Annotated in this window: 28 protein-coding genes and 1 other RNA gene; 15 read left to right on the top strand and 14 right to left on the bottom strand. The window is 64.6% G+C overall.

Features of this window, described 5'->3' with window-relative positions; genetic code table 11:
* The first annotated feature begins 80 nt into the window (after positions 1 to 80).
* Genes IEV75_RS11280 through glmM form a run of 3 tightly spaced genes read left to right on the top strand, consistent with a single transcriptional unit; the run spans position 81 to position 2,732 of the window.
* Positions 81 to 692: a hypothetical protein gene (locus IEV75_RS11280; RefSeq protein WP_188452681.1), complete on the top strand. Its 612-nt coding sequence runs from the start codon at positions 81 to 83 to the stop codon at positions 690 to 692.
* 18 nt (positions 693 to 710) lie between these two features.
* Positions 711 to 1,373, top strand: a complete 663-nt coding sequence (gene fsa, locus IEV75_RS11285) for a fructose-6-phosphate aldolase (protein ID WP_188452682.1) — start codon at positions 711 to 713, stop codon at positions 1,371 to 1,373.
* Between the two features lie 6 nt (positions 1,374 to 1,379).
* Entirely contained in the window at positions 1,380 to 2,732 is a 1,353-nt protein-coding gene (glmM, locus tag IEV75_RS11290; protein WP_188452683.1) for a phosphoglucosamine mutase, read from the top strand.
* 133 nt (positions 2,733 to 2,865) lie between these two features.
* On the opposite strand, the gene IEV75_RS11295 is transcribed toward glmM, so the two are convergent.
* The 6 genes from IEV75_RS11295 to IEV75_RS11320 form a co-directional block, all read right to left on the bottom strand.
* Complete coding sequence (locus IEV75_RS11295; protein ID WP_188452684.1) at positions 2,866 to 3,684, bottom strand: TIGR00282 family metallophosphoesterase; 819 nt, start codon at positions 3,682 to 3,684, stop codon at positions 2,866 to 2,868.
* 9 nt (positions 3,685 to 3,693) lie between these two features.
* The gene (locus IEV75_RS11300; RefSeq protein WP_188452685.1) at positions 3,694 to 4,458 is read right to left on the bottom strand and encodes a ferredoxin--NADP reductase; all 765 of its coding nucleotides are present in this window, start codon (positions 4,456 to 4,458) and stop codon (positions 3,694 to 3,696) included.
* Between the two features lie 95 nt (positions 4,459 to 4,553).
* On the bottom strand, positions 4,554 to 5,129 hold the full coding sequence (locus tag IEV75_RS11305) for a 5-formyltetrahydrofolate cyclo-ligase (RefSeq protein ID WP_188452686.1): 576 nt from the start codon (positions 5,127 to 5,129) through the stop codon (positions 4,554 to 4,556).
* Positions 5,130 to 5,155: 26 nt separating this feature from the next.
* Positions 5,156 to 5,315, bottom strand: a non-coding RNA gene (gene ssrS / locus IEV75_RS11310) — 6S RNA.
* A 36-nt stretch (positions 5,316 to 5,351) separates the two neighbouring features.
* Entirely contained in the window at positions 5,352 to 5,714 is a 363-nt protein-coding gene (locus IEV75_RS11315) for a cell division protein ZapA (RefSeq protein WP_188452687.1), read from the bottom strand.
* Positions 5,714 to 6,061: a DUF4164 family protein gene (locus IEV75_RS11320; RefSeq protein ID WP_188452688.1), complete on the bottom strand. Its 348-nt coding sequence runs from the start codon at positions 6,059 to 6,061 to the stop codon at positions 5,714 to 5,716. Before IEV75_RS11320 ends, IEV75_RS11315 begins: the two co-directional genes overlap by 1 nt.
* Positions 6,062 to 6,205: 144 nt before the next feature.
* On the opposite strand from IEV75_RS11320, the gene cysQ reads away from it, so the two are divergent.
* Entirely contained in the window at positions 6,206 to 7,000 is a 795-nt protein-coding gene (gene cysQ, locus IEV75_RS11325; protein WP_217980339.1) for a 3'(2'),5'-bisphosphate nucleotidase CysQ, read from the top strand.
* On the opposite strand, the gene IEV75_RS11330 is transcribed toward cysQ, so the two are convergent.
* From IEV75_RS11330 to ygfZ, 3 genes are all read right to left on the bottom strand, one after another.
* Positions 6,960 to 7,964: a glycosyltransferase family 2 protein gene (locus tag IEV75_RS11330; RefSeq protein ID WP_188452689.1), complete on the bottom strand. Its 1,005-nt coding sequence runs from the start codon at positions 7,962 to 7,964 to the stop codon at positions 6,960 to 6,962. The genes cysQ and IEV75_RS11330 overlap by 41 nt on opposite strands.
* 20 nt (positions 7,965 to 7,984) lie before the next feature.
* A complete protein-coding gene (gene serA / locus IEV75_RS11335; RefSeq protein ID WP_188452690.1) occupies positions 7,985 to 9,217 on the bottom strand; it encodes a phosphoglycerate dehydrogenase in 1,233 nt (410 codons plus the stop codon).
* An 89-nt stretch (positions 9,218 to 9,306) separates the two neighbouring features.
* The gene (ygfZ, locus tag IEV75_RS11340; protein ID WP_188452691.1) at positions 9,307 to 10,134 is read right to left on the bottom strand and encodes a CAF17-like 4Fe-4S cluster assembly/insertion protein YgfZ; all 828 of its coding nucleotides are present in this window, start codon (positions 10,132 to 10,134) and stop codon (positions 9,307 to 9,309) included.
* Between the two features lie 111 nt (positions 10,135 to 10,245).
* On the opposite strand from ygfZ, the gene IEV75_RS11345 reads away from it, so the two are divergent.
* The 3 genes from IEV75_RS11345 to IEV75_RS11355 are packed head-to-tail and all read left to right on the top strand — an operon-like array spanning position 10,246 to position 13,336.
* Complete coding sequence (locus IEV75_RS11345; protein WP_188452692.1) at positions 10,246 to 10,986, top strand: hypothetical protein; 741 nt, start codon at positions 10,246 to 10,248, stop codon at positions 10,984 to 10,986.
* Between the two features lie 56 nt (positions 10,987 to 11,042).
* A complete protein-coding gene (locus tag IEV75_RS11350; protein WP_188452693.1) occupies positions 11,043 to 12,002 on the top strand; it encodes a glycosyltransferase family 9 protein in 960 nt (319 codons plus the stop codon).
* Positions 11,999 to 13,336 (top strand): dihydroorotase, encoded by a 1,338-nt coding sequence (locus IEV75_RS11355; protein ID WP_188452694.1) that lies wholly within the window; start codon positions 11,999 to 12,001, stop codon positions 13,334 to 13,336. Before IEV75_RS11350 ends, IEV75_RS11355 begins: the two co-directional genes overlap by 4 nt.
* Positions 13,337 to 13,558: 222 nt before the next feature.
* On the opposite strand, the gene IEV75_RS11360 is transcribed toward IEV75_RS11355, so the two are convergent.
* From IEV75_RS11360 to mnmA, 4 genes are all read right to left on the bottom strand, one after another.
* Entirely contained in the window at positions 13,559 to 14,020 is a 462-nt protein-coding gene (locus tag IEV75_RS11360; RefSeq protein ID WP_188452695.1) for a RidA family protein, read from the bottom strand.
* A 128-nt stretch (positions 14,021 to 14,148) separates the two neighbouring features.
* Complete coding sequence (locus tag IEV75_RS11365; RefSeq protein ID WP_188452696.1) at positions 14,149 to 15,333, bottom strand: thiolase family protein; 1,185 nt, start codon at positions 15,331 to 15,333, stop codon at positions 14,149 to 14,151.
* Between the two features lie 105 nt (positions 15,334 to 15,438).
* The gene (locus IEV75_RS11370) at positions 15,439 to 15,777 is read right to left on the bottom strand and encodes a DUF1801 domain-containing protein (RefSeq protein ID WP_188452697.1); all 339 of its coding nucleotides are present in this window, start codon (positions 15,775 to 15,777) and stop codon (positions 15,439 to 15,441) included.
* The gene (gene mnmA, locus IEV75_RS11375; RefSeq protein ID WP_188452763.1) at positions 15,774 to 16,931 is read right to left on the bottom strand and encodes a tRNA 2-thiouridine(34) synthase MnmA; all 1,158 of its coding nucleotides are present in this window, start codon (positions 16,929 to 16,931) and stop codon (positions 15,774 to 15,776) included. Before mnmA ends, IEV75_RS11370 begins: the two co-directional genes overlap by 4 nt.
* A gap of 271 nt (positions 16,932 to 17,202) precedes the next feature.
* On the opposite strand from mnmA, the gene IEV75_RS11380 reads away from it, so the two are divergent.
* The 8 genes from IEV75_RS11380 to IEV75_RS11415 all read left to right on the top strand — a co-directional run bounded on the left by IEV75_RS11380 (position 17,203) and on the right by IEV75_RS11415 (position 23,289).
* Positions 17,203 to 17,517, top strand: coding sequence for a hypothetical protein (locus IEV75_RS11380; protein WP_188452698.1), 315 nt, complete (start codon positions 17,203 to 17,205; stop codon positions 17,515 to 17,517).
* A 62-nt stretch (positions 17,518 to 17,579) separates the two neighbouring features.
* The gene (locus tag IEV75_RS11385) at positions 17,580 to 18,239 is read left to right on the top strand and encodes a DsbA family oxidoreductase (RefSeq protein WP_188452699.1); all 660 of its coding nucleotides are present in this window, start codon (positions 17,580 to 17,582) and stop codon (positions 18,237 to 18,239) included.
* Positions 18,239 to 18,568 (top strand): hypothetical protein, encoded by a 330-nt coding sequence (locus IEV75_RS11390; protein WP_188452700.1) that lies wholly within the window; start codon positions 18,239 to 18,241, stop codon positions 18,566 to 18,568. Before IEV75_RS11385 ends, IEV75_RS11390 begins: the two co-directional genes overlap by 1 nt.
* 77 nt (positions 18,569 to 18,645) lie before the next feature.
* Entirely contained in the window at positions 18,646 to 19,038 is a 393-nt protein-coding gene (locus tag IEV75_RS11395) for an MAPEG family protein (RefSeq protein ID WP_188452701.1), read from the top strand.
* A 51-nt stretch (positions 19,039 to 19,089) separates the two neighbouring features.
* A complete protein-coding gene (locus IEV75_RS11400; RefSeq protein ID WP_188452702.1) occupies positions 19,090 to 20,475 on the top strand; it encodes a TldD/PmbA family protein in 1,386 nt (461 codons plus the stop codon).
* The gene (locus IEV75_RS11405; RefSeq protein WP_233351845.1) at positions 20,450 to 21,247 is read left to right on the top strand and encodes a 3'(2'),5'-bisphosphate nucleotidase CysQ; all 798 of its coding nucleotides are present in this window, start codon (positions 20,450 to 20,452) and stop codon (positions 21,245 to 21,247) included. The genes IEV75_RS11400 and IEV75_RS11405 overlap by 26 nt, the downstream gene beginning before the upstream one ends.
* Positions 21,244 to 21,483 (top strand): DUF4170 domain-containing protein, encoded by a 240-nt coding sequence (locus IEV75_RS11410; RefSeq protein WP_188452703.1) that lies wholly within the window; start codon positions 21,244 to 21,246, stop codon positions 21,481 to 21,483. The genes IEV75_RS11405 and IEV75_RS11410 overlap by 4 nt, the downstream gene beginning before the upstream one ends.
* A gap of 189 nt (positions 21,484 to 21,672) precedes the next feature.
* Positions 21,673 to 23,289 carry an ABC transporter ATP-binding protein gene (locus IEV75_RS11415; protein WP_373290533.1) on the top strand — a complete coding sequence of 539 codons (1,617 nt, stop codon included), beginning with the start codon at positions 21,673 to 21,675 and terminating at the stop codon, positions 23,287 to 23,289.
* Here IEV75_RS11415 and IEV75_RS11420 read toward each other — a convergent pair.
* On the bottom strand, positions 23,277 to 23,669 hold the full coding sequence (locus tag IEV75_RS11420) for a hypothetical protein (RefSeq protein WP_188452704.1): 393 nt from the start codon (positions 23,667 to 23,669) through the stop codon (positions 23,277 to 23,279). The genes IEV75_RS11415 and IEV75_RS11420 overlap by 13 nt on opposite strands.
* Positions 23,670 to 23,719: the final 50 nt, after the last annotated feature.

Genomic DNA, 23,719 nt, shown 5'->3' on the forward strand with positions numbered 1-23,719 from the left:
CGGACCGGCCATGCCAAAAGGACGCCAGCTGACCCCGCAACATTGACACCCAGCCCTGCCCGGGAGGCAGTTCCGGCAATATGATGTCCAGGCTCGCCACACTTGGCCGGATCAACATTCCAGACGGGGTGTTCTATCCGTCAGCCGCCGCCCTTGCGGCCTTGCTGGTTGCCATTGCCCTGCTGATGCAGCCGCGCAATGCCAGCGCGGTGATAACCGAACGCGAGCTGGTATTTCAGGGCGCAGCGCTGGCTGATCTCGTGAACGGTCCAGGCACCAATGTCCGCTTCGATCCGGGTCATGGCGATGGTCCGGTCGCGCGCGCCTCGTCGGTGGCAAGCTTCGAGATGGCCGGCAACATGTCTGCTGGCGTGGCCGCCTTTGTACCCGACGAGTTCGAAACCCGCATTTCGGGACGGCGCGTAAGGGTCGAATTTGAAGTGCGCGCTGCGGGCTCTGGCGGCCCGGACACGGTCCGGATCGGGTATTTCACGACCGGATACGGCGATAGCGGATGGCGCGAACTGCCGGTATCTCCGCAATACTCGACCATTTCCTTTGAATGGGATGCGCCGGTCTATGACGGTCAGGAATTTAACGAGGCCGTAGGCATCTGGCCGGACCCGCAAGGGGAGAACCGGGAAATCCTGATCCGGCGGATACGCGTCTTCCTTCTTCCTGACAACTCCTAGCTTTCCGGCACCGAACTCATGCAGCTTTTCCTCGATACCGCAGACATTTCGCAAATCACCGACCGCACGGGCAGCGGGCTGGTGGACGGCATCACGACCAATCCCTCGCTGATCGCGAAATCCGGCGCCGACATTTTCGAGCGCATTGCAGAGATTTGCGCCGTGGTGACCGGTCCGGTATCGGCCGAAGTGGTCGCCACCGATCTTGACGGGATGCTTGAGGAGGGCCGCCGGCTGCGCGCCATCGCGGACAATGTCGTGGTGAAATTGCCGCTGACAACCGATGGGCTGAAAGCCTGCCGGACCTTTGCCGATGAAGGCATACCCACGAATGTGACGCTGTGCTTCTCACTCAATCAGGCCCTGCTCGCGGCCAAGGCCGGCGCCACTTTCGTATCGCCCTTCGTCGGCAGGATCGACGATATGGGCGGGGACGGCCCGGGGCTTCTGGAGGCCATTCGCGAGGTCTATGACCGGTACGGTTTCGAAACGGGAATTCTTGCAGCCTCCCTGCGGTCTGTTACACATGTCGAGATGGCGGCCCGGATTGGCTGCGATGCGGCCACGCTGCCGCCGGGGATATTCGATTCATTGATTGCTCATCCGCTGACCGATAGCGGTTTGAAGGCATTTCTTGACGACTGGAAAAAGACAGGGCGCAACGGGTTGAGCCAGGGGTAGGCATCCATGATCAAACGGTATTTCGGCACAGACGGCGTCCGCGGCACGACCAACAAGTCGGTGATGACCGCCGAGACAGCCCTTCGCCTGGGCATGGCTGCCGCGCGTTATTTCAAGCGTGAGAACGGCCGCCGGCATACAGTCGTGATCGGCAAGGACACGCGCCTGTCGGGCTATATGATCGAGTCTGCACTGGTCGCAGGGTTCACCTCGGCCGGCATGGATGTCTACCAGTTCGGCCCCGTTCCCACCCCCGCCACTGCCATGCTGACCCGCTCCCTGCGGGCGGATATGGGCGTGATGATCACCGCCTCCCACAATCTCTACGAGGATAACGGCATCAAGCTGTTCGGGCCGGACGGCTACAAGCTGGACGATGCCGCCGAACTGGAAATCGAGCGCATGATGGACGCCGATACGGCAGACCATCTCGTGGCGCCGCGTCATATCGGCCGCGCCAAGCGCATTGATGATGCCGAGGCACGCTACATGGAAATCGCCAAGGCAACCCTGCCGCGTTCCATGCGCCTTGCCGGCCTTCGCATCGTGGTCGATTGTGCCAATGGCGCAGCCTACAAGGTGGCCCCCAAAGTCCTGTGGGAGCTGGGCGCGGACGTGATTCCGCTGCACAACAACCCCAACGGCTTCAACATCAACGAGGATTGCGGCGCCACCGCACCCCAGGATCTCGCCGAAAACGTGAAGCGTTACCGCGCCGATCTGGGTATTGCGCTCGATGGCGATGCCGACCGCGTCGTGCTGTGCGACGAGAAGGGCAAGCTCGTTGATGGCGACCAGATCATCGGGCTTCTGGCGACAGCCTGGAAAGCCAGCGGCAAGCTGGCCGGCGACACCGTCGTGACCACGCAGATGTCCAATCTCGGTCTGGAACAATATCTCGAGAAGCAGAAGATCAATCTTCAGCGCACACAGGTCGGCGACCGCTATGTGGTCGAGGCCATGCGGGCCTCGGGCGCCAATCTGGGCGGGGAGCAGTCCGGACACGTGGTCCTGAGTGACTTTGCCACCACAGGCGATGGCCTGATCGCGGCGCTTCAGATCCTCTCCCTGCTCATTGAATCGGGCAAGCCCGCCAGCCAGCTGCTGAAAGTCTTCACGCCCGCGCCGCAAATCCTGAAGAATGTCCGCTATACCAATGGCGCCCTGCCGCTGGAAAATGCGAGGGTGAAGGACGCCATCTCCGAAGGCGAGACGCGCCTTAACGGCAAGGGCCGCCTGCTGGTGCGCAAATCGGGTACCGAGCCGCTGATCCGCGTCATGGCCGAAGGCGACCGCAAGGTGATCGAAGCGGTGGTCACCGATATCTGCAACGCGCTGGAGAATACGAACGGGGCTTGAGGTTTCCGTATGCCGCAGCCCATCCGGGCTGCGATGTTCCGCGAAAAGTCGCGGGCGCGAAGGCCTGTCCCCGGCTTGATCGGGGATTGCCCGCAGCGACGCGCGGATGCGCGGAGCATCAAAAAAAGATGGCTCAAACCACCGGCATAGCTTCCGACAGCACGCCGCCAAAGCGGATAGGCTCCACGCGCACCGCAAGCCCGGTGCGGTCATCGGTTTCCACATAGACACCGCAGGCCGTGGCCGGGCCGCTGGCCGCCTGCATGCGCCCCGAGCGCATATGGGTGGTGAAGCGGCGCAGTGGCTCTTCCTTGTCCATGCCGATAACCGAGTCATAGCTGCCGCACATGCCCGCATCGGTCTGGTAGGCCGTACCGCCAGCCAGAATCTGGTGGTCAGCGGTCGGAATATGGGTGTGGGTGCCGACGACCAGACTTGCCCGCCCGTCGCAGAAATGGCCCATGGCGTGCTTTTCGCTCGTCGCCTCGCCATGCGCATCAACGATGATGGCATCGGCCACCTGCCCCAGCGGCGAGGCCGACAACGCCTCGTCCACGCAGGCAAACGGATCGTCCAGCGGCTGCATGTAGAGGCGCAGGAGCACATTCATCACCATGACACGCGCACCTGATTTCGTCTCGTATAGGCCAGTGCCCCGCCCCGGCGCGGTACCTGTGGGGTAGTTGGCCGGGCGGAGCAGGCGTGGCTCGCGTTCGATATAGGTCAGAGCTTCTGACTGGTCCCAGGAATGGTTGCCAAGGGTGAGCACATCCGCGCCCGCATCAAAGAGCTCGATCGCGCAGCGCTCGGTAATACCGAAACCGCCTGCCGCATTCTCCGCATTGACCACCACGAAATCGAGTTTCAGCCGGTCGCGGAAGGCGCCGAGTTCCTCCGCCAGCACATCACGGCCCGACTTGCCGACCACATCTCCGAAAAACGCCAGTCGCATTGAGATGTCCTAACCCACAAACGCCTTTTCGACCACAAATGCGCCGGGGCGGGCATTGGAGCCCTCCTCCAGCCCGGCCGCTTCCACGCGCGCCTTGCAGTCATTGATCATGTCGATCGAACCGCAGATCATCACCCGGTCGGTGGCGGGATCAAGCGGCCCGCCCGTCTCTGCCCATAGCTGGCCGGAATCCATCAGCGCGGTAATGCGGCCTGTGCGCGGATGGTCTTCGCGCGTCAGCGAGGTGTAGTGAATGAGCTTTCCGGCGTGTTCACCGACCAGCGGGTCGTCTTTCAGTGACGCCACCAGTTCCTCGCCATAGGCGAGGTCCGCTGCCTCCCGGCAAGTATGGGTCAGGATCACCTGTTCGAAGCGCTCATAGGTTTCCGGATCGCGGATAATGCTGGCGAAGGGCGCAATGCCGGTGCCCGTGGAAAGCAGGTAAAGCCGCCTTCCGGGCAGCAGAGCATCATGCACCAGCGTGCCGACGGACTTGGCCCCCAGCAGTATGGTGTCACCTTCCCTGATGGCTTGCAGGCGCGAGGTCAGCGGGCCGTCAGCCACCTTGATCGAGAAGAAATCGAGCCCGTCATCCCAGGCCGGGCTGGCGATGGAATAAGCGCGCAGAAGCGGTTTGCCATCCACTTTCAACCCCAGCATTACGAACTCGCCGGAGCGGAAGCGGAAGCTCGCCGGGCGCTCCACCCGGAAGGAGAAAAGACTGCCGGTCCAGTGGCGCACGGAAAGCACGCGCTGTTCGCTGAAAGCTGCCATGAAGGAAAACGTCTCGTATCAGAAATTGCCAATCCGGGCGGGATGTAGCGGCTCGGACCGGCTTCGCCAATGCCCCGCGGTGTGATCGGGCACGATCAGCTATCCGCGCGATAGCAACCCGCCTCGGTGACGACATAGTCCAGCGCCACGTCATGGCGCCCGGCCGGCACTTTCGAGATGCGCTGGCCTTCATAGGCAAGCCCGACAGTCACAACCGGGCGCTGGGCGCGCAACGCGCTCAAGCTGCGGTCATAGAAGCCCGCGCCATAGCCGATCCGGTGGCAGCGCGCGTCGAACGCAACCAGCGGCACCAGCAACAGCGAAGGCGTCAGCACGGGTCTCTTCTCACCGGGCACGTCGATACCGAACGCGCCCGGCTCCAGCGCGTCGTCCGGGTGCCAGGCCCGGAACTGCAAGGGCGCATCCTTCGCCACTACCACCGGCAGGGCGAGCTGTGCCTGTTCAAGCAGGAAGGTTTCCATCAGCGGACGTGGATCGATTTCCCCGCGCACCGGCCAGTAGCCCGCCACGACCGCGTTCACGGACGGCCAAGCCTCATCAGGAAAATGACCGGCCAGCAAGCGCCCGGCATCGGACTGCGTTTTTACCAGCGCCGTCCGGCGCGACAGTGCCTTGCGCCGCAGGCGGTTCTTTTGCCAGCCGCTCAGCATGGGCAGATTCCGGCAGGAGGAAGTGTGGCGGCACCAGACGGACCGTTGGCTATGTAACAACCCTGATGACCCGGACTACCAGGTGGGCGCCGCGTGATGGAGGCCACGGCCAGCATCAGAGGCAGCTCCCGTTCAGAGATGTAAGGTCGCCGGGATGTGAGAGCCTGACGAGAACTCCAGTCACCGCCACGAGGGTGAACATGGGCCTTCGCGGGGCTTTGCTCAAGCCTCACTGCCATCTGCTCCGGCAAGCGCCTCCAGGCGCTCGGCGGCCTTCACGATTGCGTCTGCGGCGCGCGCCCTGTCGGCGCGGCGCCGGGCCTCGCCCTGCGAGATGGTGCCCTTGGCATCCAGCAGCTGGGCTTCAAGCGCCTCCACCTTGCCTTGCGCCTCACGCATCTCGTCGGCAACGATGAGCGAGGCCATCAGAAGAAGGCGCAATTCACCAATCTGGCCAACCTTCTCGGCAAGATCGCGCACATGGGTGTCGAGATGTCCGGCTAGCTCTTTCAGATAGGCCTGCTGTCCGTCCTCGCATCCAATGGTGAACGGGCGCCCATTCAGCGAAATGGTGACCTTCGACATCAGCCCCGGTCCCCGGCAAGCAGATCATCCGGTCCGCCATCGGCAAGCCCTGCTCCGGCAATCGCCGCTTTCAGCTCGGTCATGGCGCCGGCCAGTGCAGCGCTGGCTTCCTGGGCAGCCTCCGCGAGTTCCGCCTCGCTGGACCGCGCCGCATCCAGCTGCTCGGCCAGGCGCGCGCGGTCCTCATCGGCATGGCGCGCGGCACGCGCATCACCCTCTGCTTCACCCATGCGGCTGGAGAGCTGGCCCAGCCGGGTCTCCACCGCGCTGATGGCCGCCAGCAACCGGGCCTCGGCCTCGTCTATCGGGTCAGCGCCCGGCGCATCGGAAGGAGGGGTGGTGCTCATGGACGTTAAAATCCGCTCTTAGGCATGAAAGTTCAAGTGTCAGATGAGGCGTGCGCGCGCTTCTATACACCGGGTTTGCAAGCGCGTCCCGGTCCACTAGACAGACACCGCACAGATATGGTCGCTTATTGAAGGGGTTGGGGCGTGAAACGCGAAAATGACGGGCTTGCACAGGCCTTTGCAGATATCTGCCTGAAAGCGGCCATAGAGGTCATGGATGTCTATGACAGCGGCTTTTGCGTTCAGTCCAAGGATGATCGCTCGCCCGTAACCGAGGCCGACACGCGCGCAGAAACCGTCATACTCGAAGCGCTCCAGCACACACTTCCCGGCGTGCCGGTGCTTGCCGAAGAAAGCTTTGCGGCGGGCGTGCGGCCCGACATCAATGGCGACTTTCTTCTGGTTGACCCTGTTGATGGCACCAAGGAGTTCATCAACCGCAATGGCGAGTTCACGATCAATATCGCCCTCATCTCCGGGCGGGTGCCGGTAGCGGGCTGCGTGTATGCGCCCGCGCTGAACCGCATCTTCATCGGCGGACGGTCTGGACTGACAGGCACCGCCGCGCCCGGCAGCCGGCTCGATAAAAGCGCGCTGTCGCCGATGATGGCCCGCGCCATGCCGCAATCGGGCCGCGTCGCGGTGATGAGCCGCTCGCACGCCGATGACAAGACCCGTGCTTTTGCCGCTGCTGAAGGGGTGAGCGAAACCGTCAGCGCAGGCTCATCGCTGAAATTCTGCCTCGTCGCGGAGGGCAGCGCCGACCTCTATCCGCGCTTTGGACCCACCATGGAATGGGATACGGCGGCCGGTCATGCCGTCGTTCTGGCGGCAGGTGGCGACGTCACCTGCCCGGACGGATCACCCTTCCTCTATGGCAAGACAGAGACCGGCTATCTCAATGGCGCGTTTGTCGTGCGCGGGCGTCAACCGGCCTGACCAGAGGCCGCCGGGTCAGAAGGTCAAGCGGGCTATAGGCCATCATGCGGGCAAAATCGGCTGCCGTGACCTTTCGGGCAGACTGGACCTCCCGCCGCTTGGCCCATAGGCCCGGCAGGCCCTTGAACGCATCTTTCAGCGCGCTGCCGAACAAGGTGAAATGCCCGAACCGGGCAGCCGACGCCCATAGCGCCAGCGTCATCGCCGCGTGCAGCGGCGCGGTCAGCACCAGCAGCGGGAAGGGCATGATTTTCAGCCAGGTCCACAACCGGTTGCGCGTGCCATGATACGTCGCAAACACCGAGCGCCGCCCGCTGGACCCGTAGCCGACATGATCGACTATCGCCGCCTGCACATGGATGGCGGTGTGTCCGGCAAGGCGCGCACGCGCGCCCAGGTCCACGTCCTCCACATAGCAGAAATAGTCCTCATCAAACCCGCTAAGGTCCTCGAACACATCGCGGCGGATCATCATGGCGGCAGCACACGGCGCGAATATCTCGCCATCGGCCGGGGAGGCCATCTCGCGGCCATAGGCTCCGCGATAGGGGATGCCGGCAATGTGCCAGACATCGCCCGCACCATCGAGCACGCTGTCATGCCCTGCTGCGCGCTGGGTGGAGCCAAACAGGCTGGCGTGACGATAACGTTCCGCCGCCGCCATCAGCTGTTCCAGCCAGTCCGGCGCGGGGAAGGCATCGGGATTGAGCAGGACCAGCCAGCGCGTATCGGCCATCGCCGCAAGCCGGTTATTGCCGCCCGCAAAGCCCAGATTGGTGTCGGACGTGACCAGCTCGATCCCGTCCGGCACGTCGCCCGGCGTCAGCTTGTGTGTCGGCGAGCCGTTTTCCAGCACAAGAATACGCGCCGGCCGCACGGTTTGAATGGCAAGGGCGGCTTTGAGCCTTTCCCAGTGCTGCGCGCTCTCATAGGCAACGATCAGGACCGTGACGTCCGCAACCATCCCGCTCGCCACCACTACCGCTAGCCCGCCGCCGGGCCGGGAAGCAGGCGCGCGCGTATCGTGCCGTCCAGCGCCCGTATCCGGTCCAGAAAATCTGCCGGCAGGTCGCCTTCAAGGTCCGCAAGCGCATAGCCGATCTCGGCATCGGTCTGAAGGAACTGGGCGGCCACATTCGCGCCCGCCTTTTCGGCTGCATCATTGAGACGGCGCAGGAAACCCGGCGCATTGATATGCGGCACGGCCACACGGGTGCGGCCCGGCTTGATCGGCCCCGGCTCGACCTGCGGGAAATTCACCGCATGGCCGGTAGAGCCCAGATAGAGATATTTCGCGAGCTTGATGGCGCTGTCCTGCCCGATAGCGGCCTGCGCCTCCAGCGTGGAACCACCGATATGCGGTGTCAGGATGACGTTTTTGAACCGCTGCAAGGGCGATTCAAAACGGTCCCCCTTGGCACTGGGCTCCACCGGGAAAACGTCAACCGCCGCGCCCGCTATATGCCCGCTCTCAAGCGCGGCGGCGAGCGCATCGATATCCACCAGATCGCCGCGCGCCTGGTTGATCAGGAAGCTGCCCGGCTTCATGGCACGGATACGCTGCGCATTCATCAGATTGCGGGTCTGCGGGCTGGACGGCACATGCAGCGTGACCACATCACACTCGGCCAGCAGCGCCTCCAGGCTCTCCATCGGCCGGGCATTGCCGTGCGCCAGCTTCGGCTCCACGTCGTAGAAATAGACATGCATGCCCAGCGCCGAGGCCAGAACTGACAACTGGGTGCCGATATTGCCGTAACCGACAATACCGAGCTTCTTCTTGCGCACCTCGTTGGAACCTTCCGCCGTTTTCAGCCAGCCGCCCTCATGGATGGAAAACATTTTTTCCGGTACGCGGCGCATCAGCATGATGATGGAGGCGAGCGTCAGCTCGGCTACCGAACGCGTATTGGCAAAGGGCGCATTGAAGACCGGAATGCCGCGGCGGGCAGCCTCTGCGAGGTCCACCTGGTTGGTCCCGATGCAGAAGCACCCCACAGCCTGAAGGTCCGGCGCCGCGTCGAGAATGCCCGCATCGATATGCGTACGCGAACGGATGCCGAGCACCGAATGGCCTTTCAGCGCATCCTTGAGATCGGCAGGCGCCGGCGAACCGGTCATGCGGGTGATGTCCACCGGGCCATGACCGGTCAGCGCGCTGTCGGCATCAGGGTGGACATTTTCGACGAGAAGGGCACGGAAAGGATGGGTGCTCACGGGAGGAACGGGCCTTCGAACTGAAGTTGCTGCACTGCGGCACGAAGCATGCGCCTGCTGCGCGCCCACTTGCAACACCCTTCGTGGAATTAAGCCGTCAATCCGGGGATACGAACCGTCACCGGCCTGCCGTCCACCGTCACCGGCCCGTCTGCCGCCTCCAGCCGGTCCACCCGGACCAGCGCCAGCGCGAAGCCCGGCCCGCCGGACAATACCTCACCCAGCGGCGTATCGCCCGCCGACACGCCAAGGCCGCTGCCGAACGCGCCGTCGCCGGTCAGATAGACCGTGCGTTTCCTGACGCCGCCCTTGCGGTGCATGCGGCTCGCCACCTCCTGCCCGACAAAGCAGCCTTTGCGGTAATCGATCATGTGCAGAAGATCGTGATTGGCATCGGTGGAGAACACCTCCGCCGGACCATAATCCAGCGGCATTTCGGTAATGAAGGCTGCCGCCTTCGCCGCCAGATAATCCTTCACGTCATCGCTGACATCGGCGCTGGCAGGCATGATTGCGCGAATGCCCAGCCCCGGCCCGCGCGGATCGGGCGCCGCAGCAAGCGCGGCCGCCTCCAGCGCTGCAACGCCGTCACCGCGTGCAGCAGCCACGGCGAGATCATCGCGCAGGGCCAGCGCGGCCTTTGCCCGCAACCGGTAGAGCGTGAAGCGCTTCAAGAGGCTTTCCGCCTCGCTTTGCGGCACATCGACAAACAGCCCGCCCTCGCCGTCATCGATGAAGATGAGATCGGCCAGCACCTTGCCTTGCGGGGTCAGCAATGCAGACGCGGCGGCCCTGCCGGGCACAACACCCTGCGGACCGTTTGTGACGACACGCTGCAGGAAATCGCGCGCATCCGCACCCGTAATATGGATCACGGCACGGTGGGCAAGGCGGGTGAGGAAAGAGGCGTCTGACATGGCTTGGATGTAACCCTGCCGCGCTAAAGCGCAAGGGCGTCACTGGCCTGTCATTTGTGCCCCGCCCGGTTATCGGTAATCATCCTGCTCCGGCATTGGAGGGAGGGGGCAATGTTTGGACGGGGCAAGAACCGCCTGCGCGGAGCGAAGGCCAGTTTTCAGGATGTATTGACAGCACTGCCATACCGGCAGCCGGTCCGGTTTGACCCCGGCCAGCCAGACATTCTCACGCACCAGCTCAAGCATGGCGACTATCTGGCAGGCGTCGGCACAGACAGCCTCGGCTCAGCCATCGCCATCATGAAGAAGTTCCGCGACTGGGCGAGCGTGCGCGCCAGCACCACCCTGCTTCGCAAGATCGAGGCGGTCTGTCCCGACATTCTGTTCGACCTCGAACAGAAGCTCTCTTTCACCAGCAATCTGGTGGAATATTCGCTCAGCTTCATGGATTGGGCACAAAAGGCCTTGCAGGCTGTCGAGGATGCGCAGGCCGCAGGCGACAATGAACGCACCGCCAAAGCGGTAGTGACCCTGATTTCCGGCTTCGCCAGCTATATCAGCCAGGTTGGCAGCTATTTTCATGATTTCCAGAGCTATTTCGGCAAGGGTATTTATGACCGCTACCGGGAGAATCTGAACACGCTGTCCAATGATGACCGGCGGGCCATCCACGCCTTCTACGCGCATTTCGAGGTCGCTGTTGCCAGCATGGCGCGCATCTACCAGCAGGAAATTCCCGCCATCGGCCGCACCGGCGAGATACCGGCACCCTTTGTGATCAAATGGGCCGTGTCGCTCGTCGGTTCGATCCAGAAGCTCTACACCAGCGCGCTCGACCTGCTGCAGCGCTAAGCCGACGCGGCGGCTTGATCTGGCGGGCAGGCCCGCTCTGCGCTAAGCCACGCGCCATGACGCGAATCCTGTTCATCACCGCAACGCGCATTGGCGACGCGATCCTCTCCAGCGGACTGCTGGACCATGTGCTCGGCTCTTACCCCGATCCGCGTGTGACGATTGCCTGCGGGCCGCTGGCTGCGCCACTTTTCCGCGCCGTGCCGGGGCTGGAACGCGTGATCGTGATGACCAAGCAGAAGGGCGGCGGCCACTGGTTTGATCTGTGGCGCAACACTGTCACGCATCGCTGGGACATGGTGATCGATCTGCGCGAAAGCGCGACGAGCTGGTTCCTGCTGGCAGGCAGGCGGCATGTGAAACGCAACTGGCCGGGCGATGGCACACCGGTGCACCGCGTAGAGGAAGCCGCCGCCTTTCTCGGCATAACGCCCCCGCCCTCACCTGTTCTGTGGCTGGATGATCTGGCGCGCGCGCGTGCTCGCGCACTGATGCCCGATGCGCCGGTTCTGGCGCTCGCCCCGGCGGCGGCTGCCCGTTTCAAGGAATGGGCGCCGGAGCGGTTTGCTGCGCTGGCTCTGGCCCTGACCGGGACGGGGGGCGCACTGGCCGGAGCGCATGTGGCGATTTTCGGCGGGCCGGGCGATGAAGCCACCGCGCGCGCCGTCACGGCCCGGCTGGACCGCGGGCGGACGCATGATTTCACCGGCCAGCTGGACCTGCTTGAAACCGGCGCCTGCCTGTCGCGCGCGGCCCTGTTCGTCGGCAATGATAGCGGGCTGATGCATATGGCGGCGGCCGCAGGAGCCCCCACGCTAGGTCTTTTTGGCCCTACCGATGAACGCGTTTATGGTCCGTGGGGCCGGCGCACGGCCTCGGTGAGGGCCGGGGAACAGGTCGATGAGCGCACGCGCGACAAGGTGAAGAGTTCGCGCACCAGCCTGCTGGCCGATCTGGAGCTTGCACCCGTTCTGGCAGCGGCAGACAATCTGATCAAAGCGGAGACAACGCCATGAGCGAAACATTCGACACCCTCATAAAGGGCGGCACGATTGTCAGCCATTCCGGGCGGATCAAGGCCGATGTCGGCATACGCAATGGCCGCTTTGCCGCCATGGGCGATCTCTCCGCCGCCAGCGCAGGCGAGGTGATCGATGCCAAGGGCCTGCATGTCCTGCCGGGCGTGATCGACACCCAGGTGCATTTCCGCGAACCGGGCCTTGAGTGGAAAGAGGATCTGGAGACCGGCAGCCGGGCGGCGGCGCTGGGCGGTGTGGTGTGCGTCTTTGAAATGCCCAATACCAATCCGGCGACCACCACGCCGGAGCTGATGGCCGACAAGGTGAAGCGCGGCCATCACCGCATGCACACCGATTTTGCCTTCTATGCCGGGGCCACCAAGGAAAACGTCCACCTCCTGCGGGAGATGGAGCTGATGGCCGGATGCTGCGGCGTGAAAGTCTTCATGGGCGCGTCAACCGGCGATCTGCTGGTCGATACCGATGAGGGCGTGGCCGCAGTGCTGAACGTGATTGAGCGGCGCGCCGCCTTCCATTCAGAAGACGAGTTCCGCCTGGCGGACCGGCGCGCGCTTGCGCGTCATGGCGACTGGACGAGCCATGTGGAGGTGCGTGACGACATCGCCGCCATGCAGAGCACGCAGCGCCTGGTCCGCCTTGCCCGCGCGGCGGGCAAGCGCATCCATGTGCTCCACATCTCGACCGCTGACGAGATCGACTATCTCCAGCACCACAAGGATATTGCCAGCGTGGAGGTGACGCCCCAGCACCTGACCCTGGCTGCGCCGGAATGCTATGAGCGCCTCGGCGCCTACGCCCAGATGAACCCGCCCATCCGCAATGCGAAACATCGCGAAGGCCTGTGGCGCGGCGTCGATCAGGGCATTGCCGATATTCTGGGCTCCGACCATGCGCCCCATACGGTGGAAGAAAAATCCAAGCCCTACCCGGCCTCGCCGTCGGGCATGCCGGGCGTGCAGACGCTGGTGCCCCTCATGCTCGATCACGTAAACAAGGGAAAGCTGACGCTGGAGCGCTTTGTCGACCTGACCAGCCACGGGCCGCAGCGCGTGTTCGGGCTCGCCAACAAGGGCCGCATCGCGGCCGGCTATGACGCCGATCTGACGCTGGTCGATCTGCACGCAGTGCGCGAGATCAAGGAAAACTGGCTCGCCTCGCGCTGTGGCTGGTCACCCTTTGCCGGCGATACCGTAACCGGCTGGCCGATGGCCACCATCGTGCGCGGCAAGGTCGTGATGCGCGATGACGAGCTGGTCACGCCCTCGGTTGGCGAAGCAGCACGCTTTGTGGAGACGCTGGGGGCGGTTTAGGGATTTCCCCTCGCCCTTAGAGACGCGCTTACGCGCTCCTCAGGGTAAGGGGAATGTGCTGTGGCCCTCAACCGGGTTCCCGGGCTTGACCCGGGATCCATACTTTCAACCGTTACAGGCTACCATGGATCCCGGCTCGGAGGCCGGGACCCCGGCGGAAAAGCCTATTGGCTCTGGGTCCCCCGCATGCGCGGGTGATGACAAGGATAGAGGCCCACAGCGTCAAACCAGCTCAATCACCGCATCGACCTCGACCGCCGCGCCGAGCGGCAGGACTGGACAGGCGACGGCGGAGCGGGCGTGACGGCCCGCATCGCCGAACACCTCCACCATCAGGTCTGAACAGCCATTGATGACTTTGGGAATGTCGGTGAAGGCGGGGTCTGCGGCGACGAAACCGCCAAGGCGCACCACGCGCTTTACCCGGTCCAGATCACCCTCACAGGCAGCGGCAAACTGGGCGACGAGGTTGAGCCCGCACAGGCGTGCAGCGGCCTGCCCTGCCGCCACGTCCATATCCTTGCCGAGCGTGCCCTTCACCAGCCCGTCCGGCCCGATGGAGACCTGCCCGGACACGAACACCAGATCGCCCGAGCGCACGAAAGGCACGTAATTGGCCACCGGCGCGACGGCCTGCGGCAGGGTGATGCCGAGCTCTGCAAGGCGTTTGGCGATCTGGGACATGGGGAGCTCCTTCATTTTCCCTCGTGCTTCGAGCACCACGTGGCCGAAGCATGAGGAGAAAACCAATCAGGCCCTCATCCTGAGGGGCTTCGCAAGAAGCCGTCTCGAAGGACGAGGGCCTGAATTCGTTAAAACCGCTCCACGGCCATCGCCGTGGCTTCGCCGCCACCGATGCAGAGCGATGCGACGCCGCGCTTCTGATCGTGCTTTCCCAGCGCCGAGAGCAGCGTGACGAGGATGCGTGCGCCGGATGCCCCAATCGGGTGGCCGAGCGCGCATGCGCCGCCATGCACGTTGATGACATCGTGTGAGAGGCTCAAGTCCTTCATCGCGATCATCGGCACGCTGGCAAACGCCTCATTGATCTCGAACAGGTCCACATCCTTGGTGGACCAGCCCGCACGCTCCATCACCTTGCGCATGGCCGGCACCGGCGCGGTCATGAAATAGGCCGGCTCATGCGCGTGGGCCGCTGTGGCCACGATTTTCGCAATCGGCTTGAGGCCCCGGCGTTCAGCTTCAGACAGGCGCATCATCACCAGCGCGGCCGCGCCATCGGAGATGGCCGAGGCGTTGGCCGCTGTCACCGTGCCGTCCTTGGTGAAGGCCGCGCGCAGCTCCGGGATTTTCTCAGGGCGTGCCTTGCCGGGCAGCTCGTCATGCTCGACCGTCACATCGCCCTTGCGGGTGGAGATGGTGACGGGGGCAATCTCGCGCTTGAAAGCGCCTTCCTCGGTCGCCTTCTTGGCGCGCGAGAGCGTCTCGATGGCGTAGGCGTCCTGGTCTTCGCGGGTGAACTGGTATTCCTGGGCCACCATATCGGCATAGACGCCCATCGCCTTGTGCTCATAGGCATCTTCGAGGCCATCGAGCGCCATATGGTCTTTCAGCGTGTCATGGCCGTATTTGAAGCCACCGCGATGGGTGGGCAGAAGGTGCGGCGCGTTGGTCATGGACTCCATGCCGCCCGCCACGATTACATCGGCTTCGCCCGACGCGATCATCGCGCGGCCATAGATCGCCGCCTGCATGCCCGAACCGCACACCTTGTTAAGCGTGGTCGCCTGCGCGGATTTCGGCAGGCCCGCCTTGATGGCGGCCTGGCGGGCCGGGGCCTGGCCCTGACCGGCGCTCAGCACATTGCCCATGAAGACCATGTTCACGTCGTCGCCGGCCACGCCGGCTTCGGCCAGAGCCGCCTTGATGGCGATGGAGCCAAGCTCGGGCGCGGCAACCGCCGCCAGATCGCCCAGAAGCCCGCCCATTGGGGTGCGCGCCATGCCCACAATGACGATGGGATCGTCTGCGCTCATGATTGTCTCTCCTGTGTCAGGATGAAAGGGGTATGCGTTTTGAAAACTGGCGCGCATGTGAAGGCCCCGCGCCGCGCCGCGTCAAGGCTTTTCGCAGGTGCAATGTCAGGTGCGGTCCAGCGCCAGCGCGTCTGCCAGTATCGCCGCCAGCCCGTCATCAAGATCATCGGCCCCGTAAATCTTCACATGGCGCATGGCCTTGCCACTGCCTTCCACGCGCACATGGGCGGCCAGCTCCGCGCCCCGGCTGAACTGCAGATTGATGTGCGCCTTGTGAGGCACGATCGCGCATACCAGCGCCCCGCCCTGATACCAGGGATAGCCCCACTTCATTATTTCGCTCAGATGCGGCGCGCGCGCCCTGACCCATTCACGCAGCTGCCGGGCCAGAGGCGCAATGGCCTTCTCCCGATCCAGCCGCTCGAAATAGGCGTCTGCGCTCATGCGGCTTGCACTTCAGACCGGGTGGCGCGAATCCAGCCCCCGCCGAGCACGCGCGAGTCCTCGTCCACGCTGTAGAAGACACACGCCTGACCGGGGGCCACACCTTCCTCACCCGCTGCCAGCGTGACGCTGACTGCGCCGTCTGCACTCACATGCAAAGTGGCCGGGCTGGGCGGGCGCGTGGAGCGCACTTTCACCGCGATCTCCATCCCGTCAGCATCGGCCAGCGCGCCATCCCCAATCCAGTTCACATCGGCAAGCTGGATGGTGCGCACGGCCAGCGCTTCGCGCGGGCCGACAATGACCTGCGCGCTCGCAGCATCCAGCCGGATCACATAGAGCGGCTCGCCGGTGGCAACGCCAAGCCCCCGGCGCTGGCCTACCGTGTAGTGGATCACGCCGTCATGGCGGCCCAGCACCCGGCCATCGGTGTGAACAATCTCGCCCGGCCGGGCGGCATCCGGGCGCAGACGCTTGACCACGCTGGCGTAATCGCCATCGGGCACAAAACAGATATCCTGGCTGTCGGGCTTGGCCGCCACTATGAGGCCGAGCGCCAGCGCCAGTTCGCGCGTCTGGTCCTTGGTTAGATGGCCAAGCGGGAAGCGTAAGTAATCCAGCTGCTCGCGCGTGGTCGCGAACAGGAAGTAGGACTGGTCCTTGCCATGATCTTCGGCACGCAGCAGCACCGGCCCGCCTGCACCTTCCTCGCGGCGGATATAATGCCCCGTCACCAGAGCCGCCGCGCCCAGTTGCTGCGCCGTGGCCAGCAGATCGGCAAACTTCACCGACTGGTTGCAGCGCACGCAGGGAATGGGCGTGGAACCGGCCAGATAGGTATCGGCGAAATCTTCCATCACCGCTTGCTTAAACCGGCTTTCATAGTCGAGCACGTAATGGGCAAAGCCCATGGCTTCGGCCACGCGGCGGGCATCATGAATGTCCTGCCCGGCGCAGCACGCGCCCTTGCGGTGGATGGCCGCGCCGTGATCGTAAAGCTGCAGCGTCATGCCGACGACCTGATAGCCGGCCCGGTGCAGGATCGCCCCGACAACGGATGAATCCACGCCGCCGGACATGGCCGCCACAACACGGTGATCTTGCGGATTACCGCCAAGCCCCAGAAACTCGCCGGTGAGGCCGAACTCGGCCATCAGCGCGTCAACGCGCGCACCGTCGGCAACCGGGCTGGCAGAAAGCGTGTCGCGCGGCCCCCCTGCAGGGCGCGCATCGAGCAGGGTCGTCATCTCTCTTTTCCTTTCCCGCCGGTTCAAGGCCGGTGGCAATGGATATCGAAGACGGCATATAGCGCATGGAGGCGGCGATTAGAAGGCATCACGGCGTGACGCCCCGCCATTAGTATGGCGTTTACGATTATTACGGGTTTCGATGGATTTGCGGACAGCACACGCGCATCCTCCTTTCATGAACGCTGCCTTCGCATCCGGTGTTTCTGGCTTTGCCTCTGCCACGGCTCTGATGAACCGCGCGGCAGACCGGGTGTCCGGCGTTCGTGACCTGACCATCCCCGACCGCCCCTCCCGCGCGGTCACCACTCCAGGCGCGCCTGCCGGCCCTTCCCCCCAACACCCCGCACCCGGCGGGCGCGCTACTCCTTCGCCAGACTACGCCGCAGCGGCCGTGGACATGATCCAGGCACAGAACCTCGCCGCCGCCTCCGGCGCCATTGTCAGAGCGGCAGACGACATGGTGGCCGCGCTGCTGGATGTGACAGCCTAGAGCGCCTGATCACCGCATTTCGGGGCTAGGCCCGATGGCCCGCAACGCCTAGTTTGCGGCCCATGAGCGAAGTTCACGTCGATCTTGTCCTCGATCCGGTCTGCCCGTGGTGCTGGCTTGGCCATCGCTACTGGATGGCGGCGCAGAACCTTGTGCCGGACATTCCGGTGGAGACCGTGCTACGCCCGTTCCAGCTTGATGCCTCGATCCCCAAAGCCGGCCTGCCCTATCAGGACTATGTGAAGAAGCGTTTCGGCGGCGATGATTCCGGCCGCTTCAAGGCCATGCGCGAACATCTCGAAGCCGCCGGACCGGAAGCGGGCATCGTCTTCAATTTCGACGAAATCCCCATGCGGCCCAACACGACCGACGCCCACCGGCTGATCCGCTGGGCGCAAGGCCAGGGCAAGGGAGCAGACGCCGCTGAAGGCCTGTTCAAGGCCTATTTCGAGGAGCGGCGCGATATCGGCGCGGCCTCAGAACTGACGGCGATTGCCGAAGCCATCGGCCTTGATGCCAATCTGGTCGCAGAGCTGCTGACCACCCATCGCGACAAGGACGTGCTGGAGCGCGAGGAGCGCTTCTACCGCTCGCTGGGCGTGGCGGGTGTTCCCTGCTTCATCTTCAACGGCGCATTCGCCGTCTCCGGGGCCGAGGCGCCGGAGGTACTGGCAGATGCGATCCGCAAGGCGGCCAGCCTGCCACCGGAGGAAGACGCGTGATGCGTGCACTAGCCCTGCTTCCCGCCGCTGTTGTGCTTGCCGCCTGCTCGCCTGGCCCGCGCACACCGCCGGACGGAGCTGAACAGGCCCGCTTCATTGCGGTGTGCACTGAACGGCTCGGCTATGGCGATGAAGCCTGCACCTGCCTGTCTGAGCGCGCCGCGCGCCGCTTTGACGCTGTGGCCTATTCGATCCTGATCGACTCCATGACCGGCGAGCCTGTCCGCGCGCGCATGGAGGCCGCCGGGCTCAATTCCAGCGTCCAGGGCGCGCTCAGCCGCTTCGTCGCAGAGACCGCCCTCACCTGCCAGCCATCGCCTGAAAGCTGATTGCACGCCGGCGCGGTGCACATGATAGTGCGCTTGAAAGGCTGAGCCAAAATCAGCCTCGCGGGAGGACAATCACCATGACACCAGTGGCCGTAGCCGGTCTCTATATCGGCATCAATCTGCTCATTCTGCTCGTTCTGGCGTGGAATGTGATTTCCGGGCGCCGGGCCAGCAAGGTGGGGTTCGGCGATGGCGGCGATGAATCGCTGGCGCGGCGCATCCGCGTGCATGCCAACGCTACCGAGTGGGTGCCGGGCATGCTGATCGGCCTGCTCACGCTGGCGCTTCTTGATGCCAATATCTATGTCCTGCACGCTCTGGGCATCGCGCTGACGCTCGCGCGCGTGCTGCACGCCTTCGGCCTGACGGGCAGCTCAGGTGTCAGCGTTGGCCGGTTCGGCGGCGCACTCATCTCGCTCCTCGTCTACCTGGCGGGCGGCATTGCCATTCTCTGGTACGCACTGACCTGATTGCGGGACGGGTGATTGCCCGGCGCGCAGCACACCGCTATAGCCGGTGACATGACCGATAAAGCCCGAAACACCAGCGCATCGCCCGCCAGCGGGCCGAGCACCGAAACCCTGCTGCCACTGGCGGAAAGCCTGCTCAAACGGGCCATGGCCGCCGGCGCGGATGCCGCCGAGGTAATCCTTGGCGAGGCCCGCTCGCTTGAAGTCTCGGTGCGTGAAGGCGCGCTGGAGGATGTGGAGCGTTCTGAAGGACGCAGCGCAGGCCTGCGTGTCTTCATTGGCAAACGCATGGCCGGCACCAGCTTTTCCGATCTGACCGACGAGGGCGCGGGCCTTGCGGTGGAGCGCGCCATCGCGATGGCACGTGTCGCCCCGGAAGACCCGTATTGCGGCCTTGTCGAGCCTGACCAGCTTGCCCGCACCATCCCCCATATCGACCTCTATGAGGACATGGACTGGGACGCGGCAAAGCTGGAAGCCGAAGCCCTGGAGATGGAGGCCGCCGGCCGCGCCGTCGACGGGGTGGCCATGGTCGCCAGCTCCGGCGCGAGCCTCTCTGCCAGCGCCGCCGTCATGCTCACCTCCACCGGATTTGTTGGCGCAAAGCGCGGCTCCATGGCCTCGCGCGGGATCGCGGCCATCGCAAAATCGGGCGAGCTGATGGAGCGCGATTACGATCAGCATTCCATGCGCCAGCGCGCCGCCCTGCGCGGCGCCGACGAGCTCGGCCGGTCGGCAGGCGAGCGCGCGGTCGCCCGCCTCGGCGCGGAAAAGATGAAATCCGGCAAGATGCCGGTCGTCTTCGACGAGCGCGTGGCGACCAGCTTTCTCGGCGCTCTGCTGGGCGCCATCTCCGGGCCTGCCATCGCGCGCGGCACCTCCTTCCTGCGTGACAGGAATGGCCAGCGCATTTTCGCCGAAGGCATCGACATTATCGAGGATCCGCTAAAGCCCTGGGGCCATGGCAGCCGCGCCTTTGACGGCGAGGGTGTCGCCACCCGCCCCCGCGCCATCATTGAGGATGGGGTGCTGACAGGCTGGCTCCTGAACGCCGCCAGCGCCCGCCAGCTGGGCCTGCCCCTGACCGGCCATGCCAGCGCCGATCCGGGCGGTCCTCCGGGGGTCAGCGTCTCCAATCTGCATCTGGTGCCGGGCGAACGCTCGCGCGCCGAACTCATCGCGGATGCGGGTAATGGCCTGTTGGTGACCGAGATGTTCGGCGCCTCGCTCAATTCCAACACCGGCGACTGGTCGGTCGGGGTGGCAGGCCACCGCATCGAGAACGGCAAGATCACCGGCGCGATCAGCGAGAGCACGGTCGCGGGCAACATGCTGGACATTTTCGCCCGGCTGCAGCCCGGCAATGACCTGGAGTTTTCCGGCCGGATCAATGCGCCGAGCGTGCTGGTGGATGCGCTTTCCGTTGGCGGACGCTAGCGCTGATCTCGATCTTCTGGCCGGGGCAGCGCGAGACGCTGGCCACCTCGTCATGGATTATTTCGGCGAAGGCGCGCGCCTGAAACACTGGGAAAAGCGCCCCGGCGATCCGGTCAGCGCGGCAGACATCGCCGCCGATGCCTTCCTGAAAGACACGCTGCTTAACGCACGGCCCGATTATGGCTGGCTGTCAGAGGAAAGCCGGGCAGAACCCGGCTCATCTGGCCGCATCTTCGTCGTCGATCCGATTGACGGTACCCGCGCCTTCATCAAGGGCCGCACCGATTTCTGTATCTCGCTGGCCATGGTGGAGAACGGCCAGCCGGTGGCCGCCGCCATCTGCGCCCCGGCCCGCGGTGAGCTCTACACGGGCGTACGGGGCGGCGGCTCCCGGCGCAATGGTGAGCGCCTGCAAGTCTCCGCTCAGGCGGCGATCGCCGGAGCAAAGCTGCTCGGCGATGCCGGGCGGCTGGGCGATCTGCGGGCCATCGGGGCTGAGACCATTCACATCAATTCGGTCGCGCTGAGGCTCGCCCTTACGGCCAGCGCCGATGCTGACGGGCTGGTGGCGGTACGGCCCAAGAATGACTGGGATCTGGCCGCAGGCGATCTCATCGTGACGGAGGCTGGCGGACGCCTCTCCTCCCCCGAAGGCACGAGCCTGCGCTATGCTGGCGCGGAACACCGCCAGCCAGCGCCCATCGCCGCTGGCCCGGCGCTTCATGCTTTGCTATTGCAGCAGCTTGCCGGACCGATAAAGGAATCACCATGAGCCAGCAGCTTCTCCATCTCGTGATCGGCGGCGAGCTGACCGAGGTTCGCCCCGATGTCCATGAATTCAAGGATCTCGGTGCGGTCGAGTTTGTCGGCGCGTTCCCGGACTATGAAAGCGCCCGTATGGCGTGGAAATCCGCCGCCCAGCGCACCGTGGACAACGCGCATATGCGCTTTTTCATCATCCACGCCCACAAGCTGCTGGACCCCGCCAATGGCGGGCCGCAGGGCTAGAGGATTGAAGCGCTGAGTGATCCCGCCCTTCCGGCACGGTCCGGCCCGCAATCGGCCGGAACGCTCGCGCTCGCCACGCGGCTGTTTTCCGGCTGGATCGCGCCGCGCTGGCCCCTGCTCGCACTGGGCCTGCTGCTGTCAGCGATAACCGCGGCCTCCGTCAGCGGATATGCGCTGGTCGTGCGCGAAATGACCGCGCTTATGGAACTGCGCGATGCGCGCGTCATATGGCTGGCCCCGGCCATCGTCCTGCCGCTGGTACTGGTCCGCAGCCTCAGCCTCTACTGGCAGACCCTGACCACCAACCGGCTGGCGCTCGGCGTGATGCGCGATCTGCAGACGGCCATGTATGCCCGCCTGATGGAGGCCGATTTCGCCCGCCTGCAGGGCGAAGGCCCTGGCTCGCTTGTCTCGCGTTTCACCAATGACATCACCACCTTGCGCGAAAGCCTGGTGCGCGCCGCCAACAACCTCACCCGCGACAGCTTGCAGGTTGTAGGCGGGGTGGCCGTAATGATCTGGTTGGACTGGGTGCTCGCCCTTTTGCTGCTGCTGATCCTGCCACTGGCCGGCGCGCCGGTATTGCGCATCGGGGCGATCATCCGCAAGCGTTCTCTCAACGTGATGAGCCAGATGGGCAATGTGACGAGCTTTCTGGAGGAAACCCTGAGCGGATCGCGGCTTATCAAGACGTTTTCGCTGGAGAACTATGCGCGCAACCGCTCGCGTACCGCCTTTCAGGAACGCTTCCAGCTCTTGCAGGCCATGGTACGCGACCGCTCCAAGATCGAGCCGCTCATGGAAGTGGCCGGCGGCGTGGCACTGGCCGGAATATTCGCCGTGGCAGGTTGGCGCATGGCCTCAGGCGACAGCGATGTCGGGCGCTTTCTCGGCGTGATCGCGGCGCTTCTCATCGTCAGTCCCGCCTTGCGCGCGCTCGGCTCGCTGGCCGGTGCGATACAGGAAGGCATGGGCGTGCTGGAGCGCGTCTTCAACCTGCTGGATGAAGACCCGCGCCTTGTGGAACGTTCGGGCGCAAAGCCGCTAAAGCTCAAGGGCGGCGCTCTGGCCCTCAAGGACGTGCATTTCGCCTACGGACCCGAGGCACCCGCGCTGAACGGGGTGACGCTTAACGTGCCTGCCGGAAAGACGGTGGCGCTGGTCGGGGCGTCGGGCTCGGGCAAGACCAGCGTGCTGAACCTCATTGCGCGCCTGTTTGATCCGCAATCTGGCCAAGTAGAGATCGACGGACAGGACATCGCCCGGGCGACGCTCGCCAGCGTGCGCGGCTCGCTGGCCCTTGTCAGTCAGGACACCACCCTGTTTGACGATACGATTGCCGCCAATATCGGTTTTGGCGCGCTTGATGCCGGTCCGGAGGCTATTGAGGCCGCAGCAAGGGCCGCCGACGCGCACGACTTCATCATGAGCCTGCCGGGCGGATATGAATTCCGCGCCGGGCCACGCGGCAATCTCCTGTCCGGTGGTCAGCGCCAGCGTATCGCCATTGCCCGCGCGCTCCTGAAGGATGCGCCGATACTGCTTCTGGATGAGGCCACTTCGGCGCTCGATGCCCGGTCGGAGGAACGCGTGCAGGCCGCCCTGGAACGCCTGAGCGCCGGGCGCACCACGCTGGTCATCGCCCACCGGCTGTTCACCGTGCGCAATGCGGACTGGATCTATGTGATGGACCAGGGCCGGGTCGTGGAGGAAGGCCGCCATGACGAACTTGTCGCAAACGACGGGCTTTATGCGCAATTGTGCCGCATCCAGTTCCGCGACGGGCAAGAGGCTCAGGCGACGTAGAGCGTGTCCTCGTCGGCTTCCGAACGAAGCCAGGCCTCCGCCGCGCCGACATGCTCGAACACGAACACCTCGTGGCCTGTTGAGGCCAGCGCCCGGCGCCAGATGCGGGCATAGGCGCAGTCCATCTCGCGCGCGACGATGGCAACGCGGCTCGCGGGCATCTCCTGTCCGCACGCCTCGGCCAGCTCGATAGCCGTGCCGCTTTCCATTGCGGCGCGGGCAAGCCTCGCATCAAACAGCACTTTGCGGGCAGGCTGGGCGAGATAGCGCATGAGGAAGTCCGGCGTGCCTTGCGCGTAGGTTGAGGTGTCACGCGCACCGGAAACGGCGACAATCACAATCGAGCGATCAGGGCTCAGTGATATGTGGTGACGGCCCATATGCCCTCCCAATGGAGAGCAATACTGCCATGGGAAAGGTTAATATCCCG

The sequence above is a fragment of the Glycocaulis albus genome, assembly GCF_014639075.1.
Lineage (GTDB): Bacteria > Pseudomonadota > Alphaproteobacteria > Caulobacterales > Maricaulaceae > Glycocaulis > Glycocaulis albus.